This is a genomic window from Paenibacillus ginsengihumi DSM 21568 (assembly GCF_000380965.1).
Taxonomy (GTDB): Bacteria; Bacillota; Bacilli; order Paenibacillales; family NBRC-103111; genus Paenibacillus_G; species Paenibacillus_G ginsengihumi.
On record NZ_KB905549.1, the window covers coordinates 36,777 to 53,382 of the forward strand.

The 16,606-nt window shown below is 54.9% G+C and carries 16 protein-coding genes and 1 pseudogene; 3 read left to right on the top strand and 14 right to left on the bottom strand.

All coding sequences use genetic code 11. From position 1 onward, the window contains the following. Positions 1–8 precede the first annotated feature (8 nt). The 4 genes from F591_RS0101475 to F591_RS0101490 form a co-directional block, all read right to left on the bottom strand. Positions 9–875: a class II fructose-bisphosphate aldolase gene (locus tag F591_RS0101475; protein WP_026326304.1), complete on the bottom strand. Its 867-nt coding sequence runs from the start codon at positions 873–875 to the stop codon at positions 9–11. A gap of 50 nt (positions 876–925) precedes the next feature. Continuing rightward, a complete protein-coding gene (locus F591_RS0101480) occupies positions 926–1,891 on the bottom strand; it encodes an ROK family protein (RefSeq protein ID WP_019532809.1) in 966 nt (321 codons plus the stop codon). 356 nt (positions 1,892–2,247) lie between these two features. Next, positions 2,248–3,048 (bottom strand): DeoR/GlpR family DNA-binding transcription regulator, encoded by an 801-nt coding sequence (locus tag F591_RS0101485; protein WP_019532810.1) that lies wholly within the window; start codon positions 3,046–3,048, stop codon positions 2,248–2,250. 29 nt (positions 3,049–3,077) lie between these two features. Further along, the gene (locus tag F591_RS0101490; protein ID WP_019532811.1) at positions 3,078–4,133 is read right to left on the bottom strand and encodes an SIS domain-containing protein; all 1,056 of its coding nucleotides are present in this window, start codon (positions 4,131–4,133) and stop codon (positions 3,078–3,080) included. 227 nt (positions 4,134–4,360) lie between these two features. Here F591_RS0101490 and F591_RS0101495 point away from each other — a divergent pair, with 227 nt between their 5' ends. Continuing rightward, positions 4,361–5,674, top strand: a complete 1,314-nt coding sequence (locus F591_RS0101495) for an MFS transporter (RefSeq protein WP_019532812.1) — start codon at positions 4,361–4,363, stop codon at positions 5,672–5,674. Positions 5,675–5,944: 270 nt separating this feature from the next. Here F591_RS0101495 and F591_RS29885 read toward each other — a convergent pair. Both F591_RS29885 and F591_RS0101515 read right to left on the bottom strand, forming a co-directional pair. Beyond that, a pseudogene (locus tag F591_RS29885) lies at positions 5,945–6,058 on the bottom strand (LuxR C-terminal-related transcriptional regulator); the annotation flags it as partial. A gap of 883 nt (positions 6,059–6,941) precedes the next feature. Beyond that, a complete protein-coding gene (locus tag F591_RS0101515) occupies positions 6,942–8,561 on the bottom strand; it encodes a recombinase family protein (RefSeq protein ID WP_019532814.1) in 1,620 nt (539 codons plus the stop codon). A gap of 556 nt (positions 8,562–9,117) precedes the next feature. Between F591_RS0101515 and F591_RS31160 the strand changes: the two genes are divergently transcribed. Beyond that, positions 9,118–9,261: a helix-turn-helix domain-containing protein gene (locus F591_RS31160; RefSeq protein ID WP_425414336.1), complete on the top strand. Its 144-nt coding sequence runs from the start codon at positions 9,118–9,120 to the stop codon at positions 9,259–9,261. Positions 9,262–9,643: 382 nt separating this feature from the next. On the opposite strand, the gene F591_RS0101530 is transcribed toward F591_RS31160, so the two are convergent. The 8 genes from F591_RS0101530 to F591_RS0101565 all read right to left on the bottom strand — a co-directional run bounded on the left by F591_RS0101530 (position 9,644) and on the right by F591_RS0101565 (position 15,031). After that, the gene (locus F591_RS0101530; RefSeq protein ID WP_019532816.1) at positions 9,644–10,030 is read right to left on the bottom strand and encodes a retropepsin-like aspartic protease; all 387 of its coding nucleotides are present in this window, start codon (positions 10,028–10,030) and stop codon (positions 9,644–9,646) included. Then, positions 10,027–10,290 (bottom strand): hypothetical protein, encoded by a 264-nt coding sequence (locus tag F591_RS0101535; RefSeq protein WP_019532817.1) that lies wholly within the window; start codon positions 10,288–10,290, stop codon positions 10,027–10,029. Before F591_RS0101535 ends, F591_RS0101530 begins: the two co-directional genes overlap by 4 nt. 19 nt (positions 10,291–10,309) lie before the next feature. Beyond that, a complete protein-coding gene (locus F591_RS32545) occupies positions 10,310–10,600 on the bottom strand; it encodes a helix-turn-helix domain-containing protein (protein WP_019532818.1) in 291 nt (96 codons plus the stop codon). Between the two features lie 221 nt (positions 10,601–10,821). Then, positions 10,822–11,301 carry a large conductance mechanosensitive channel protein MscL gene (mscL, locus tag F591_RS0101545; RefSeq protein WP_019532820.1) on the bottom strand — a complete coding sequence of 160 codons (480 nt, stop codon included), beginning with the start codon at positions 11,299–11,301 and terminating at the stop codon, positions 10,822–10,824. Between the two features lie 101 nt (positions 11,302–11,402). Then, a complete protein-coding gene (locus tag F591_RS0101550) occupies positions 11,403–12,431 on the bottom strand; it encodes a CotH kinase family protein (RefSeq protein WP_019532821.1) in 1,029 nt (342 codons plus the stop codon). A gap of 385 nt (positions 12,432–12,816) precedes the next feature. After that, entirely contained in the window at positions 12,817–13,470 is a 654-nt protein-coding gene (locus F591_RS0101555) for a YcnI family copper-binding membrane protein (RefSeq protein ID WP_019532822.1), read from the bottom strand. An 83-nt stretch (positions 13,471–13,553) separates the two neighbouring features. Next, positions 13,554–14,225 (bottom strand): response regulator, encoded by a 672-nt coding sequence (locus F591_RS0101560; RefSeq protein WP_019532823.1) that lies wholly within the window; start codon positions 14,223–14,225, stop codon positions 13,554–13,556. Next, positions 14,222–15,031 (bottom strand): sensor histidine kinase, encoded by an 810-nt coding sequence (locus F591_RS0101565; protein ID WP_019532824.1) that lies wholly within the window; start codon positions 15,029–15,031, stop codon positions 14,222–14,224. The genes F591_RS0101560 and F591_RS0101565 overlap by 4 nt, the downstream gene beginning before the upstream one ends. 529 nt (positions 15,032–15,560) lie before the next feature. Between F591_RS0101565 and F591_RS0101570 the strand changes: the two genes are divergently transcribed. Continuing rightward, positions 15,561–16,583: a ketoacyl-ACP synthase III gene (locus F591_RS0101570; protein WP_019532825.1), complete on the top strand. Its 1,023-nt coding sequence runs from the start codon at positions 15,561–15,563 to the stop codon at positions 16,581–16,583. Positions 16,584–16,606 lie beyond the last annotated feature (23 nt).

Consider the following 16,606-nt stretch of genomic DNA (forward strand, 5'->3'; position numbering starts at 1 on the left):
CGCCGCCCTCATCTCAGCTCGGGCGCCCGGCCGATGCAGCCGAGCATCGCCATCTTGCCGATGGCTGCCGCTTTTACCGCCTGCTTGGCCGGTACCATGTATTTGCGCGGATCGTTCTCGTCCGGATGCTCCGCAAACACGCGCTTGATCGCATCGGAGAAAATGATGCGGATCTCGGTCGCGATGTTCATTTTGGCCATGCCGAGGGAGACGCAGCGCTTCACCTGCGCTTCCGGAATGCCGGAGCCGCCGTGAAGCACGAGCGGCACTGCGACCCGGGCGGCGATCGCCGCGATCCGCTCGAAATCGATGCGCGGCTCGCCCTTGTAGATGCCGTGCGCCGTGCCGATGGCCGGCGCCAGCGTCGGCACGCCGGTCAGCTCGACGAACCGCGCGCATTCGTCCGGATCGGCCATCAGCGCCTCATGCTCGGCCACGACGATGTCGTCCTCCACGCCGCCGACTTTGCCGAGCTCGGCTTCCACATTGACGCCGGCCGCCGCCGCAATCTCCGCGACCTTGCGGGTCCGCCGGACATTGTCGTCGAACGGATGCATGGAAGCGTCGATCATGACGGAGGTGTACCCCGCCCGAATGCATCTTATGATCAGTTCAAAATCGGTGCAATGGTCCAGGTGCAGGGCGATCGGCACCCGCGAACGGCTCGCCGCCGCCCGGGCGGCGGCCGCGATATAGTCTTCGCCGAGATGCTTGACGGTGCCGACCGTCGTCTGCAAAATAAGCGGCGAGTTCGTCTCCTCCGCCGCTTCCACTACCGCCTGCAGCATCTCCAGTGTATGCACGTTGAACGCTCCGATGCCGTAACCGCCCGCGCGGGCCGCCTGCAGCATCGGAGTCGAGGATACGAGTGGCATGTTTGGTGCTCCCTTCCGAGTAAATGACAAGCATCGCTTTCGGCCGCCAGCTAGCTTCGCTCTGCGCTTCGCTTGGCGTAGATGGCGCTGCCGACGACGCCTGCTTCTTCCAGCAGCGCCGCGGTCCGGATGCCAAGCTGGTTCCAATATGCGGGCAGCAGCCGCCGCTGCAGCTCTTCGCGCATCGGCGCCAACAGCCGCTCTCCCGCCCGGGCGGCGCCGCCGCCGATCACCAGCATTTGCGGACTGTACAGCGTGATCGCGGCGGTCAGCCCTAAGGCCAGCGCCCGGCCGGTGCGATCCATAATCTCATGGGCCAAGGCATCGCCGGCATCCCATGCCCGGGTGACGTCGGCGGCCGTCAGCCTGCCTGCTTCTTCCCCCGGGAACCAATCGGCCAACACCGTCTGCCTCCCCTGTTCCATCGCCTGCCGCGCCTGCCGCACGAGGCCGTTCGCGGAGGCGACGGTTTCCAGGCAGCCGGTGAGGCCGCAGTTGCAGCGAAACGATATGCCCGGCACAGGAATATGGCCGATCTCCCCGGCGATCCCGCCGCCGCCGTAGAACAGCTCCCCTTCCTGCACAAGCGCGCCGGCCATGCCGGTCCCCAGCGTGATGCCGTAGACGTGGCTGACGTCCTTTCCCGCGCCCGCCATCGCTTCGCCGTACACATACATGCGCACGTCGTTATTGATATAGACGGGCGCCCCGATGCGGCCGGCAAGCTCCTCCGCCAGCGGGAAACCTCGCCAGCCGAGGTTCACCGCCAGCTCGACGACGCCCCGCTCATGGTCGACAAAGCCGGGCACGCCGATACCGACGGCCGTCCAGCGGCCTTCGCCGAGCGTCTCCCGCCTCAGCTGCTCTGCCGCAGCGGCGATGCGGCTGACGACGTCAGCGCTGCCGCGGTCCGCTTCGGTGGCCAGCTTGCGCATGCCGATAAGCCGGCCCGCTTCGTCCACCGCGCCGCAGACGATATTCGTCCCGCCGATATCGATCCCCAAATAATGAGCCATTTGTCGCTGTCCTCCCCAACCTATCTTGAAAAATCAGCTTAGCCTACAAGCCGAATTTTCAACACCGAAGGTGACGACCAATGACGAAAGGAATCGCTCGTCATAGGCCGTCTATCTTGAAAAATTGGACGGAACCCTCCGGCGAATTTTTCAACACCGAAGGTGACGACCGATGACGAAAGGAATCGCTCGTCATAGGCGTCTATCTTGAAAATAGCCCCTGGCCCGCAGCCCATCATCTGATGGTGCTGCGCCAGCGGCATGGGCGTTATACGTTATCCAGAAAATTCGGCAACGTCCCTCTGGCCGAATTTTCTGGCACCGCATATGACGACCGATGCTATGCCCCCGGCCGATTACGGGACCGCGGCGGTCTCCGCCACATAGACAGGGATGCCCCGTTCCTCCAAATAACGTCCGACCTCGCCCTCTGGCTGCCGGTCCGTGACGCAACCGCTGACGGCATCCAATCCAGCGAAGCTGAACAAGGAAGCTCTGCCTACCTTCGTATGGTCGAACACCGCGTAAGAAGATACCGACCGCTTCAGCATCAGCCGCGCGATGACGGCCTCCTGCTCCGAATATGTCGTTAGCCCCTGTTCGGCCGTCACCCCGTCCACGCCGGCGAACATGATGCCGATGTTCAGCCCCTCGACGACCTTCTCCGCCAACGGTCCGCACAGCTCGTAGCTGTTCTGACGCATCACGCCGCCTGTCAGCACCAGCTGAATCCCGTCGCAGTCGGCCAGCTCCATAGCAATGTTGACCGCATTGGTGACGACCGTAATGCCGCGCAGCTCCTTGAGCGCCTTGGCGATCAAATACGTCGTCGTCCCTCCCGTCAGCCCGACGACGTCGCCAGGCTTCACCATCGCTGCCGCCTTGGCGGCGATCGCTTCCTTCTCCAACAGCAGCAGCTGCTTCTTCTCATGGAACGGAATTTCCCGGCTTGCCGGCAAATGGTCCAGCTGCGCGCCGCCGATCGTCCGGATCAAGCTTCCTTGCCTGGCAAGCGAATCGAGGTCCCGGCGGGCGGTCGCCTCCGAGCAGTGCAGAGCGTCGATAATCTCCTGTATCGTAATTTTCCCCTGCCTTTTCAGCATGGTCATAATGCGCTCCCGCCGCTTGTCGCCCTTGTTCGGCCCCCGTTCGCTCATCCTCATTCACCTTTCCTTATCCTCTGCAGTTAAATAATGACCACCTGGGTCAAATTGCGCGGCTGATCCGGGTCCACGTCCCGCTTCAGCGCCGTATATAAGCCGAGATATTGCACCGCCGGCATGTACAGCACGCCGCGCGCCTCGTCGCTCAGCGCCTCCCCGCCGACCTCGAATACCGCATCGGCGAACGCCGTATCGTCCCCCGCCCGGGCCGTCAGAAGCACGACAAAGGCGCCGTAGCCCTTCATCTCCTCCGCCACCTTCAGCTCGTACGACCGGGCTCGCTCGGAGACAAGCAGACAGACGAGCGTCCCCGGATCGACGATCGCTTTCGGCCCGTGCCGAAACTCGAGCGTGCCATAGCTTTCCGTCCATACATAGGACATTTCCTTGATTTTCAGCATCGCTTCCTGGGCAAGGCCCTGGTATGCGCCCATGCCCAAATAAATATATTTGTTGAATGCGCCGTTTGCAACGAGCTGCTTCGCGAAGGCGTCGGCCTTCGGCACGACCGCTTCGTCCAGCTCCGCGACCTGCTTCAATTCTTCTACTATTGTATCATTCCCGGCAGCTTGCGCAATGGCGGCCTGCATCATGAAGGTCATGCTGCTGAACGATTTGGTCATCACCGTGCTTTGCTCCTTGCCGAGCGGTGAGAGGAGACAGTCCGCCTTCTTCGCCATCGTGCTGTCCTCATGGCAGGTAATGCCGGCAACCGTATAGCCCGGCGTATCCTTCACGGCATCGAGCGCCAGCACGACTTCCGACGACTCGCCGGAGCGTGATACGCCGACGACGAGCACCTGGCGGCCGGCGGCAACGTGGCTGTCCCTGAACAGCAGCAGCTCGGAGGACGGCAACGCTGCGGCGCTGCGCCTGGTCCAGCGGCGATATGTCGCCGCCATCGCGATCGCCTGGTAATAGGACGAACCCGAGCCGATGAACACCACTTCGTCGAAAGCCTGGTTGCCGATATAGCGGCGAACCCAGTCCTGCTGCCGTTCCAGCTGCCGCAGCGCCGCCTGCAGCGCCTCCGGCTGCGCCGTAATTTCAGGATAAGTCTGTTGTCCGTAATTTGACATACACTTTACCCCTCTCCTCATAATAATGAAATATTAAATCATTTTTTTGACTTTTTCAATCATTTTTCATTTAAAAAATTTGATATCCCCGTGCTCCGACAGGAATTTTCGCCAGCTGTGCAGAATTGGACTATGATAACATCCCTACGAAAAAAGGACCGGTGCCTGCCATGTCGCGAACGTCTTCGCCAGCCTCGCCGAATTCGTCTTCACGCCGAGACTGGGCCATGCTTTTATCGATGCCTGTGCTGTCATGGGCGTTGTACGATTTTGCCAACACGATCTTCTCGTCCAATCTGGTCACGATCTTTTTCCCGCTGTATTTGCAGGCGCAGGTCGGCGGCAGCGAGACGACGAATCAGATCGCCAGCACCTTTGTGACGTATACGAATGCGGCGGCGAGCCTGTTGCTCGTGCTCCTCTCGCCGCTGTACGGCGTTTGGGTCGACCGGACGGGACGAAAAAAAGCATTTCTCGTGCCGTTCACGCTCGCCTGCATTATCTCCACACTGCTGATGGGAGCCGCCGCCTATTGGCAGACCGATCTGACGATCGCCGGCTTGCCCGCTTCGCTGGCTGCCGTGCTGCTCTTGTTCATGGTCGCCAAGTTCGCCTACAATTCCGGGCTCGTGTTCTACGATGCCATGATTTCCGATATCGGCAAAGGGCGGAGCTTGTCTGTCATCTCCGGCTTCGGCGTGGCGGTCGGCTACATCGGCACGCTGGCGGGGCTCATCGTCTATCCGCTCGTAAGTGGCGGCGGCTTCCACCATACGTTCATTCCGAGCGCCCTGATGTTCCTCGTCTTTGCGCTGCCGCTGTTTTTGTTGTACCGGGACCCTCTCCCGGCTCATCCTGCAGCAGGGGCGAGAACAGGCGGCAGCGGGAGGCGCTCCTTCTTCAGCGGTTATGCCGAAATTGCCGACACGTTCCGCGAAGCGCGCGCTTATCGGCCGATCTTTCTGTTCATGATCGCTTATTTTTTCTTCAATGACGCGGTGGCTACGGCGATCGCCGTGATGGGCGTCTACGCGACAGGCGTTATGGGCTTCTCGACGGGCCAATTCATCCTGCTCTATCTCGTATCGACCGTCTCCAGCATCGTCGGCTCGTTCGCTTTCGGCTACGTGACCCGCGCAACCGGAGCCAAAACGTCGGTCGGCATCGTCGCCGCCGTCATGATGCTGTCCATCCTGCTCGCTTCCATCGCCCGAGGAGGACCGATGTTTTGGGCCGCCGGCAGCCTGTACGGCGTGGCGATGGGCGCGATGTGGGTGACATCGCGCACGATGATCGTGGAACTGTCGCCCGAAGGCAAGCGGGGGCAATTTTTCGGCCTGTTCGCCTTCTCCGGTAAAGTTTCCTCCATCGTCGGCCCCTTGCTGTACGGCTCGATCACGTGGGCGCTTGCCGATTGGGGCAATCTCGCCAGCCGGCTGGCGCTCGGCTCGCTCTTCGTGCTGGTGCTCGTCGGCCTGCTTGTGCATATGAAGGTGCCTTACCGGAAGATAAGCCAGCAGATCGAGCCAAAAACACCGTAAGAGTCGTCTAACGGACTTAGGTCGTCATTTTCGTTGCAATCGGCGGTTTGTAAACGGACGCCGGAGGGCATAATGGGCGCGGATGAGCCAATACGCCGCCTTTTTCGAGTCCATGATTGCTCTCCTGTTCGTTGTTTACACTCCAATCGCCGCGGTCCCGCTTTAACGCAGCTCAGTACGCCTTGCCCCCAAACCAAAAAGCCCTCCGCTTACGTTCCCGCCAGGAGGAAGCGTAAACAGAAGGCTTTTGTTCGGAACATTCAAATGACCTCAAATGTAAAGCTCACCGAGCTTGATCAGCTCGACGACCGCTTGCGAACGCCCCTTGACATTTAATTTTTGCATGACGTTCGTCATGTGTTTTGAAATACTTTCCATGACAAAATTTCTGGCAATGGTGGTTTACCGGAAGGACAATTTATGACATTATTATACATGGAAGCCCCCATCTTGTTATACAAGAGATTCCCATTCGGGAATATGACTAATCAACAGGGATACTATCCCTACTCCTGACCTAGGTGTATACCTAGGTAATAATCGTAACCTTATTTGAGGGCTTTCTTTTCACATTGATCTTTTGGGTGATTATCTAAATGAGCGAATTTACTGTCTCAGAAAGATTAGATGTACTACTTAACAAAATCTATCGAACACGGAAGGCTCGAATCAAAGCAGAAGAACGGCTGAATAAATATGACTTCATAGCACAGATACTTCTTAATTATATACAACGAAGGGGAACTGTTAAAAATCGATGTTAGTTCACTTAAACCTATATTCAATCGACTCTTTTGTGAAAAATCAGTAAAAGAATGCTATCTCAATAAAATTAAGAACAAATGTTCCCCAGGGATAGATAGAATTAATCGACTTTCATTTGAGAGCAGAATTGATGATTACATTAGGGTCATCTCTACCAAAGCACTTAACGGAACTTACAAATATATACCTTATAAGGAAAAACTTATATCTAAAGGAGCCGCTCGCCCACCACGACAAATTTCAATCCCTACAATAAGAGATAAAATTACATTGAGGTTATTAAATGACTTCTTAATAAAGGTTTTCGAAAAAGAAACTAATCAGAAAATCATCCAAACAATCATTGATGAACTCAAATTTTCTATTAATTCTGGCAAATACGATCACTTTATTAAAATTGATATCACTGATTTCTACCCATCAATACATCACGATATACTATTGAAAAAGACGCAGGCAACTCAGTTCCTGCTCTAATAACACTTCAAACTCATCAAGCCTTTCAAACTTCCTGTAATTGGTCAGTCGTTATTTTCATTCTATATGTAGTTCTTATGACTACTTCTCCCTCCCTCGATACAGTAATTCTCTCCACCAACTTCCTCAAGATAAGATGCAATTCGTCAAAATCCTCATCGTCGTCATAATTCAATTCAAGCAGATCGTCCAATGCCTCCCTGACTTCCTGATACAGGCGAAAAATGTTTTCTCTTTTCTGCTGGTTCTCCCGTTTCTCTACAAGTCGCTGCTCCAATTGCCGAATTTCCTTTTCGAACTGCTGTTTTTCATATTCCATTTGCTCCTGATCAATCCGGCCATCCACTAAGTCTTTGCGAAGGGAGAAGATCGCTTCCCGGTAGCGCTTTATTTTTGCGTTTAATTCAGCGATTTCCTTTTCATGGTCATGACGGTCGCTTTGTATCAACCCTTGATGCTTCTCAAACAATTCATCAACCGAAGTAATGGCGGATAACTGTTCGGAAAGGTCTGCCAACAACGTATCCCTAAATTCTTCATAGGGCAGCCAGTAATCGTTTTGACAGCCGGCATCTCCTTGCCTTCTTCGTCTTGAACAGATCAGATAACGATACTCCTTACCATTCGATCGAGAACGGGAAGATTTTGACTTCATGCTTACCATTGATGCGCCGCAGTGCTCGCAGAATATCAGCCCTGCAAATATATTTTTGCGGTTGCGAATTCCGCCGCGCCTGCCGCCGCCTCGTTTCAATCGGATTTCTTGTGCTGCACGAAATACTTCGGGCTCAATAATGGCTTCATGTGTCTGACCAATTGCGGAACGTTCCCAGTCTGTCTTGTTGCGCTGAACAAGCTTTTTTCTCCGGTCGTGCAAATCAGTCAAACTGTGAACTTTGATCGTTTCGTACTTGCTGAAAACATTGACGCCGGTATACGCTTCATTTTGCAAGATGCGCTGAATTGTGGTAATGCCCCACACACCGCCCTTGGGCGATGGAATGAATCGTTCGTTTAGCACTTTAACAATGGCTTTTTCTCCAAGCTTGTGAGCTGTATACAATTCAAATATTTCTCGGACAATTTTGCTTTCATTTTCATCAGGAACAAGCGTTTTTCTCCCGTTGATAACAGCTTTCTTATACCCATACGGGGGGATGCTCCCGGTAAAATTCCCTTTCATGGCTGACTGCCTAATGCCGCGGCGCGAGCTTAAACTAATCATTTCACTTTGCTTCTGATTGACCGCCGAAAAAATCTGAAATTTGAATTCATCCTGGTCAATGCCGGAGTCATAGTTCTCATCTATAGAAATAAGCCGGATTTTCAACGAATCTACCAGCATTCTTTTTAATGCCATTGAGTCGACCAAATCGCGGGAAAATCTGGATAAAGAGGCGAATATGACCGCTTGAAATCGTCCCGCTTGCGCATCTTCCAACAGTTTTTGAATCGCCGGACGCTCAATGATACTGGTGCCGCTGTCGCGGTCCTCATAAACCCAATCGTCCAGAACTTCCAGTCCCATTAACCGTGCTTTTTCCCTGCATATCCCCTCTTGATGTTCCGGACTGTCTTTCTGACTTTCTTTTGTCGTACTGACCCGCACATAAATAGCAGCGACTGGTTTATACTTCTGTGACAACTTTTTCGCCTCCCCCAATGATGCAGATGAAAAGAGCCGTTTGACTGTTCATCAAACGACCCTTGTTCGGCTATGATACGACTTGTACGAGTTTGGGCATTTTTTTTGCCCGTAGATGGATTGCGTTAGGATAACCGTTTTTCATCACCGTATCTCTGGCCATATCATTCACGATCTCGTAAAGGTCGCCCGAACCGTATTGATATTGAATTTGAAACGGAATCCGCCGATTTCGCATGGGTTCCCCTCCCGAATGACTTTTTAGATTATATTCCTGTCATAGCTTGGCATATGAGATGGGCGGGTTTGACAGTGAAAATTGCCTTAGGCGAAATTTGCCTAGCATCGTAACATAACACTTTTCCTTTGAAATTTTTAAGGTGCGCGTTAAAAAATTGTTGATTGTCTCATTCGTGATCCCTCTTCTCCGAAAACGGCAAGTTCCATCCAAGTCGCAAATCCATTCCTGCCGAGCCGCGAACCATAAATTTCAAACAAGCGAGCCGTTACACACTCAATGTTTCAAGTGGGATCAAAAATTCGGGAATACCGAAAAATGAAGGGACTTTCACAGGAACAGCTTGGAGAAATATGCGGATTTCGTTTTTCATACATCGGAGGCGTTGAACGCGGGGAACGAAACATTTCCCTTGAGAATATTGAAAAGATTGCCCAAGCTTTGGGTATTGAAACCAAATAATTATTCGAGTTCGACGAGTCGCTGCAAATGTCGGAATTGAACGAAAGCAAAACCTTACTTAATGAGATTCATACTCTCCTACAAGGAAGGGACTTGAAAGAAATCCGGATGGCTAAGAACATTCTGGTTGAAATTTTCAATTGTTTCCCCCGCAAATAAAAAACAGGCTTGCCTGAAGCCTGTTCATCCCACCTATTCGACGAATCCAAGATCGTTACGAACTTCCTCCTCCAATTGCCGCAGCTTTTGCTTCTTTTTGACAAGCTCCTCAAACTATTGCTTGTCTTTCATGATCAGAGCCAGCTCGATCAAAGCGTCATAATCCCCGGAGGCAACAAAACGACCTTGTTTCATCTTGCTTTCCCTACTCCCACCGAAAAGATTATGACCGGATGACATATAATTCCTGCTTCCGCATATTGATGATCATTCCGACTGAAAGCAAAAAGTCTGTTCCAAGAATGCCGTTCATGCTCATCCCGTAATCCATTGCACCGATCTGTATCGTAAAATGCCTGGCAGCAGCAGCATCCACCTGCAAGCAATCAATGATTTTTTCATAAACAAATTCCGCTCCGCCAATACCGTACATCGTACGGATCACATCCGTGGACTCAGGCTCCAGTCCCAAGTCAAGCGCGACCTCAGCGGAAAGTAGTGTCGCCGCAGAACCGGTATCGATCAGCACGTTGGAAACCCGTTTCTCAATGCCTCGATGAGTGAAAATAACCTCTACAAAAGGCAGACCATATTTTACTTCGAACTTCATGGGGCCGCACGTACTCCTGTCCACGTTGTCACTTCAACATCCAATTGATCGCGGGAAGTATTAACGACGTAAAGTTCGCGTTCCTTGTTCTCCCTATGCAACTTCAAATACTTTTTCATTGCTTCTTTGCTGTCGTCTCCAAACGTATCTACTACGGACATTTGCTCAATGACCCGTTTATGATCTTTTGTTGAAGCTTCAATCGCTTCAACCAGCACCCACTGGGACGGATAATGGCTTCTGACTTGGGACCATTTCATGAGAGATTCCCTCCGTTCGTTAAAACCGATTACTCTTATTATAACAAAATCCTGACAGGTTAGTACCACGATCTGTACAGGGTTGCCAAATTAAGTACGTCAATTGCGGATAAATCGCAGGTGCATCAGCCCTTTTGACGTCATGCATTTCAAAACACATGACGTTCGAGATATGGTTACGCACCGTTTTTTCGCTGATAAACAACTGCTGCGCGATGTCTTTCGTAGTTTTGTCTTGGACCAAAAGCTCGAATACCTCGCGTTCGCGATTGGTCAGCAAAAATTTGCTTTTATGTTCGCTGCCCTTCAAAGTGTCACCCCTCCTTGCCCGGGTTTAGTTTCATTACAAGGTTTAGGGATACAGTCAAATTCAGTTTATGAAAGGGCTCAAGCAATGGTGCGGTACGTATAGGCCTTATTCAAAAAATGGGCTGCTCTCCCCGGCGGTATCGACAGCTTCGCCCTTCTTCTCTGTAAACGTACAAAAAATGCCGCCGGAACAATCGTTCGTTCCCGCGGCATACATTGCGTTCAGACACCGGCTTGGGCAGCGGCGTCAGGCTGTTCGGCTGTGCAGTACTTGCAGCGCTTCGCCTTCTCCGGAATCTCGGACAAGCATTCGGCACATTCCTTAAGACCGGCCTTCGGATCAGGCTGCTCCTCCTTCTTCTCTCTGCGCAGCCGGTTCATCTGTTTCACGGCGATAAAAATGACGAAGGAGACGATAAAAAAGTCCAGCAGCGTGCTGATGAACAGGCCATAATTCAGCGTCGGAGCGCTGGCTTGTTTGGCCTGTTCCAACGTATCGTAGTGCTGGCCGTTGAGGCTGATGAACAAATCCTGGAAGTCCACCTGCCCCAGCAGCAATCCGATCGGCGGCATCACCACATCGTTGACGATGGAAGTCACGACTTTGCCGAAGGCTCCGCCGATGATGACCCCTACGGCAAGATCAATCATGTTGCCTTTTATTGCAAATTCCTTAAATTCTTTCCAAACGTTCGAAGCCATCGATATGAGACCTACCTTCGTTTTTTACAACCATGCTATCACGAAGGAAGGGGCTGAACAAGCCCCTAAAGACTTAGGTCTGGCCGATGCCCGAGCTCGCCCTATAACCTGCGGAGCTCCCGCAGCACAAGCGCTCGCCGCTCCTCGATATAACGGCGAATAAATTGCGGCTCGGCGTCGAATTCCCGAACGGACCATTTGCGGGAAGAGTCGAAATAAATATGCGGGCGTATTTGCAGATAAAGCCGGTCGATGACGGGACCGAGCTCCTGCAAGGTGAACTGCTTGCGCAAAAACCGCCTGAGCAGCCGCTTGTAGCTGCGGCGCACCCGGCGATACGACAGCAGCTTGTCGGTCAGCTTATTGTAGCCTCGCACGCTGACGAGATCGCTGCCGCACGCTCTGCCGTAGCAATTGCGGCCCCATGTTCCTTCATAATCCCAAGGGATGATCCGGTATTTGCGTTTCGCCGCATGCAAGTACAATGCGTAATTTTGCTCGAAGCCGTCGAAATTGCCAGTCAGCACTGCGCCGGCGAGCCAGCGCAAATAGTTGTCGATATCGACTTTTTGGCGCAAATAAGCTTCTGCGGCAGGATCGCCCCGGCGGTTCAGGCGGCGAATAAACATCGTCAGCCGCCTCCTGTCCCGATCGCTCCCTATGATTTGCGTGTAGCCCGCGTCCAAAGATGCTTTCTTGTTCTGCGTATCGGAATCCCGCAGCCCGAAATTGGCCAAGTTGTTGACCGCGTAAAAGAGAGCTCGGACGGGGATGCCCCGCCTGCGGAAAAAGGCCCGCTTCACTCCCTCGATCTCCAAGTAGACGCCCAGACTTCTGCCGTTCAGCGTCAGCAGACAATGGCGGGCCCGCGGCGCGGGAACGCCGATCGCCCGAAAAAAATGAAACGACAGCGCGTTTCGGAGCATGGACGGATCGTCGTATTCGGCGTTATAATGGTACGTTTTCCCTGCCCGAATCACTTCGTAGGAACGCTTCGGATATTCGCGTGTATGGCCGCCGCGGTATCTCACCTTCGCCGCATATCGCCGGTTTCCGGCAATCACCGCGGCAGGCACGTACCGCTCGCTCCATACGTCCTTCTCCAGCTGGCGCAGCGCCTCTCCGTCCATCCATAGCTGCCTCACAGGCAATTCCCCAGGAATTCGCAACACCGCCTTTCCGCACCAAAACAGCGTAGCCCGCCCGGCCGGCGGCCGAACGAACTGTGCTGTTATACCATATGCTTTAGCCTGGAAGGGCGCCACCCGACACCTTTCGCCTTGGCAGCGATCCAGAAGCGAGCCGCAGGTCATGGCATTCTATCGTGGCCTCCTTTGCAAAGCAGCAGCTGCAAACGATTGTTCCATGGCTTCCTTCACAGGCCGGCAACTGCAGCCTGCTTCCGTTCTCCCCATCTCCGAAAATGCATTATATTTAAAAAAGGGCTGGACAGTACGCGCAGGCGTCTGCCAACCCTTTTTGCAGCGATATCCACTAACCTCCCGCTTACGCTAATCAGCGCGATGCGCGTCCCCGCGCGAGCGAGATCACCAGCGACAGCGCGCCGAGCACCAGTGCGGCGATCGACAAATACAGAGGGGTCTGCGACCCGCCTGCCGGCGCCGCGGCAGCCGGCTTCCCTTCTCCTTCGCCAGCCGGAGCGGTCGTATGCCCATGGCTGTCGGTTGCCGCGCCCGCCGGCTTCGGAGCAACCTTCGTCACGGAAGCCGGATAGTCCGAGCCGTCCGCGCCGACCCATTCCACGACGCTGCCGTCCGCGTACGTCTGGTAAGCTTTCCACGTGATAGCCGTCGCCGTATCCGCTACCTTGCCCTGCATATAGAACTCGACGAATTCCGTCGGACCGATGCCTTCGCCTTCCGCCGTCCATATGACTCCGGTTGCCTTACCGTCCGCATCTTTCACGATCTCGTAGGACCAGCCCGGTTTCGGCTCGAAGCGGGAGATGCTGACCGAGTCGGTCTGGAATTTCACCTCAACCTTGACCGTGGCGCTATCTTTGCTCTCCGACGGTACCCGCACCGTGAATTTCTCGTATGCTCCCTGCACGGCTTGCGCCGGCTGCACTGTGACATGCGCGCTGGCGGCAGACGCCCCGAGCAGCGACACGATCAGCGCCAGCGCGAACCCCCAATAATATTTTTTCATGAGTGTCCTCATCCTTTCGGCGATCAGTATGACCAATATTTAAGGTACTTTAACCGCCGAAGCCGGTGAATGGCCCGATCGGGCTATTTTCCCGCCGATTTATGTCCAACCTGTGTCAAGCCGTGGCGCACCGCATAGGCGGTCAGCTGCACCCGGTTGTCGAGCGACAGCTTGGCCAATATGTTTTTCAAATGATTTTTGACGGTATTCTCGGTGATGACCAAGGTCTCCGCGATTTGCCGGTTGCTCAGTCCTCCGGCGACAAGACCGACAATTTCGGATTCCCTGGGGGATAGTACTCCCGGACCTGTCTCCGAAATCGCCGGCACCTCCGCGGAACGGAACGACTGAAACAACCGGTCGGCCATGCCCCGGGAAATTTCGCTGTTGTCGTCCAGCAGGCCGCGCAGATAGGCGATCCAATCGTCCGGGTCCATATTTTTCAGCAGGTAGCCCTGCGCGCCGTAACGAATCGCCGCGAACAAATCCGCCACGTCGTCAGAGACGGTCAGCATGACGACGCGGATATGCGGATGCTGCTGCTTGATGCGCTTCGTCGCCTCCAGGCCGTCCATGACCGGCATTTGAATATCCATCAGCACGAGGTCGGGCAGCAGCTCGTCGGCCCGCTCCACCGCTTCCTTGCCGTTAGCGGCCTCGCCGATCCATTCGAAGCCCGCTTCCCCCTCGAGCAATGTCCGCACCGCCCGCCGCGACAGCGGATGATCATCGGCTACCAGCACCCGAAAATTCACAGCTTCCACCCTCCCGTCATCGTAAGCTTCAGACCGCCCTCGTCCCCGCTGCCGATCGCCAGCTCGCCCCCCAGCGACTCCACGCGCCTGCGCATCATGGACAAGCCGTAGCGGTAAGCACCCGCCCCGCCTTCCCCATACTCCTGGCCAAGGCCGATGCCGTTGTCGGCGATGACGAGCTTCCAGCCGTCTGCCGATGGCCCCAGCTCGATGGACGCATGATCCGCCTGCGAATGCTTGCGGATATTGGTGAAGGCTTCGCGGATAATGGAGAACAGCTGCACCTCGGCCGCGGGCGAAATGCCGCTAAAGTCCGCCGCGATGCGCCGCTCCACCGCGATGCCGCTGAGACCGCTCCATTCCTCCAGCCAAGCTTCCAGGCGCGACGCGAAGTTGGCTCCTTCGACGGGAGGCGTGCGCAGGTTGAAGATCGCCTGCCGCACATGATGATCGATCTCCGAGACGGCGGACCGCGCCTCCTCGATCTGCCCTTTTTTCAGCTGTACATTAAGGAAAAACAAAATTTGCGCGATGTTGTCGTGAAGCTCCTGCGCCAGCCTCTCGCGCTCCTCGTACACCGCCCGCTTCGCTTCCTCTGCGGCAAGTTTCTCATTGCTCTGGCGAATTTGGCGGAATACCCACGTCGAGAACAGGAAGGACAGCAGCAGGGTCAGCAGCGTAATGTATACGTTTCCTGCCTCCATCGACAGCATCTGCAGCAAAAATTCGTGCCGCACATATTCAAACCCGCCGATGAGCAGCGGCGGAAGAAGAACGGTGAGCCATTTCAGCGTCCGTAAGGTCACCTTGCTTTCCCCACCTTTTCTCTTCAAATCTTGCCGGGCAGTCTTCGGCGCATTCATCATGGAACATGCCGCAGCCCGGCGACAAGCTCTATTATACATGGACGCCGGGAAGACTTCGAGCGCCGGAATCCATCGCTGCCCTCCCTCGCCTTAGAAGACGCCCGATGTAACCCGCCAATTGTCCGTCAGTAAAGATGCAGACGATCCGGGCGGCACGGGGGTCTGTTGAGGCCTGTCTATCTGTAGTATCGAAACCTATTTGCGGCGAGCTTTCATGTTCGTCCCTGAACAGGAAGAGGATGTCCGCGATATTTCCCCTAACACCCGCATTGACAAAACGAATCGATGCGGTATATGCTTATTTTAACACTTGGTTCTAATATCTAATTATAATACCAAGTGACAAATCGTTCTCTTGAAAATGCGGCGGCGATCCGCCGACCAACATTTCAACACCGCAGGTGACGCCGGCTGACGAAGAGATTCGGTCGCCGCCGCTGTCAATTCCCGAAAAACGAGGTGGTCCGTCATGTCCGATGCCGCTTTCCCGGCACGCATACTGTATCCGCAAGCACGCATCACCGCGATCGGCAGCTATGTTCCCGAACGCAGGCTAACCAACGCCGATCTCGAACGGATCGTGGACACGAGCGATCGGTGGATCATCGAAAGAACCGGCATCAAGGAACGCCGGATCTGCGCTCCGGACGAATTTACGAGCGATTTGTGCATCGCTGCCGTGCAAAATATGAAAGATCGCTTTCAGCCCGATTTGAGCGATGTGGACCTGGTGCTCGTCAGCACCAGCACGCCCGACTTCGCCTTCCCTTCGACAGCCGCGCTCGTGCAGGCTCACTTTGCCATTCCGCATGCCGGCACGATGGATTTGTCCGCCGCCTGCGCCGGATTCGTCAACGGCCTGCTGACGGCTTTCGGCATGGTCACGGCCGGCTTTCACCGCAAAATCATCGTCATCGGAGCGGATGCGCTATCGAAAATGACGGATTATACCGACCGTTCGACCTGCATCCTGTTCGGCGACGGCGCGGGAGCGGTGCTGGTCGAACGGACGGACGAGCCCAGGCCGCAGCCCGTTGTCTGCGTGCAAGGCTCGGACGGAGACGGCGGCATCCATCTTTACCAGACGCACACGACCGGGTCGATGCGGGGAAGGCCAGTTACGGCGAACGGCAAAATTATTCAGAACGGCCGGGAAGTATACAAATTCGCCGTGCAGACGATTCCCCGCGGCGTGGCGGCGATGCTGTCCGCAGCCGGGCTCGCGCCTGCCGACGTCGACTGGTTCCTGCCGCACAGCGCCAACTTGCGCATCATCGAGTCGGTCTGCGAGAAAACAGGCATCCCCCTGAACCGCACGCTTCACACGATCGAGCGTTACGGCAATACGTCCGCAGCCACGATTCCGCTGGCGATGGACGAAGGCGTCCGCCAGGGGCGGTTCAAGGCCGGCGACGCCATGCTGCTGTTCGGCTTCGGCGGCGGGCTTGTCCACACCGGCATGCTCATGAGATGGGCCGGCCTGGGGCAATAAGAACAACAGGAGAGTGTGCCTTG

Bases quoted from the DNA above. Each gene is read 5' to 3' on its own strand.
- F591_RS0101475 (WP_026326304.1), bottom strand. From the start codon at position 875: ATGCCACTCGTATCCTCGACTCCGATGCTGCAGGCGGCCCGCGCGGGC.
- F591_RS0101480 (WP_019532809.1), bottom strand. From the start codon at position 1,891: ATGGCTCATTATTTGGGGATCGATATCGGCGGGACGAATATCGTCTGC.
- F591_RS0101485 (WP_019532810.1), bottom strand. From the start codon at position 3,048: ATGAGCGAACGGGGGCCGAACAAGGGCGACAAGCGGCGGGAGCGCATT.
- F591_RS0101490 (WP_019532811.1), bottom strand. From the start codon at position 4,133: ATGTCAAATTACGGACAACAGACTTATCCTGAAATTACGGCGCAGCCG.
- F591_RS0101495 (WP_019532812.1), top strand. From the start codon at position 4,361: ATGCTTTTATCGATGCCTGTGCTGTCATGGGCGTTGTACGATTTTGCC.
- F591_RS31160 (WP_425414336.1), top strand. From the start codon at position 9,118: ATGAAGGGACTTTCACAGGAACAGCTTGGAGAAATATGCGGATTTCGT.
- F591_RS0101530 (WP_019532816.1), bottom strand. From the start codon at position 10,030: ATGAAGTTCGAAGTAAAATATGGTCTGCCTTTTGTAGAGGTTATTTTC.
- F591_RS0101535 (WP_019532817.1), bottom strand. From the start codon at position 10,290: ATGAAATGGTCCCAAGTCAGAAGCCATTATCCGTCCCAGTGGGTGCTG.
- mscL (WP_019532820.1), bottom strand. From the start codon at position 11,301: ATGGCTTCGAACGTTTGGAAAGAATTTAAGGAATTTGCAATAAAAGGC.
- F591_RS0101550 (WP_019532821.1), bottom strand. From the start codon at position 12,431: ATGGACGGAGAGGCGCTGCGCCAGCTGGAGAAGGACGTATGGAGCGAG.
- F591_RS0101555 (WP_019532822.1), bottom strand. From the start codon at position 13,470: ATGAAAAAATATTATTGGGGGTTCGCGCTGGCGCTGATCGTGTCGCTG.
- F591_RS0101570 (WP_019532825.1), top strand. From the start codon at position 15,561: ATGTCCGATGCCGCTTTCCCGGCACGCATACTGTATCCGCAAGCACGC.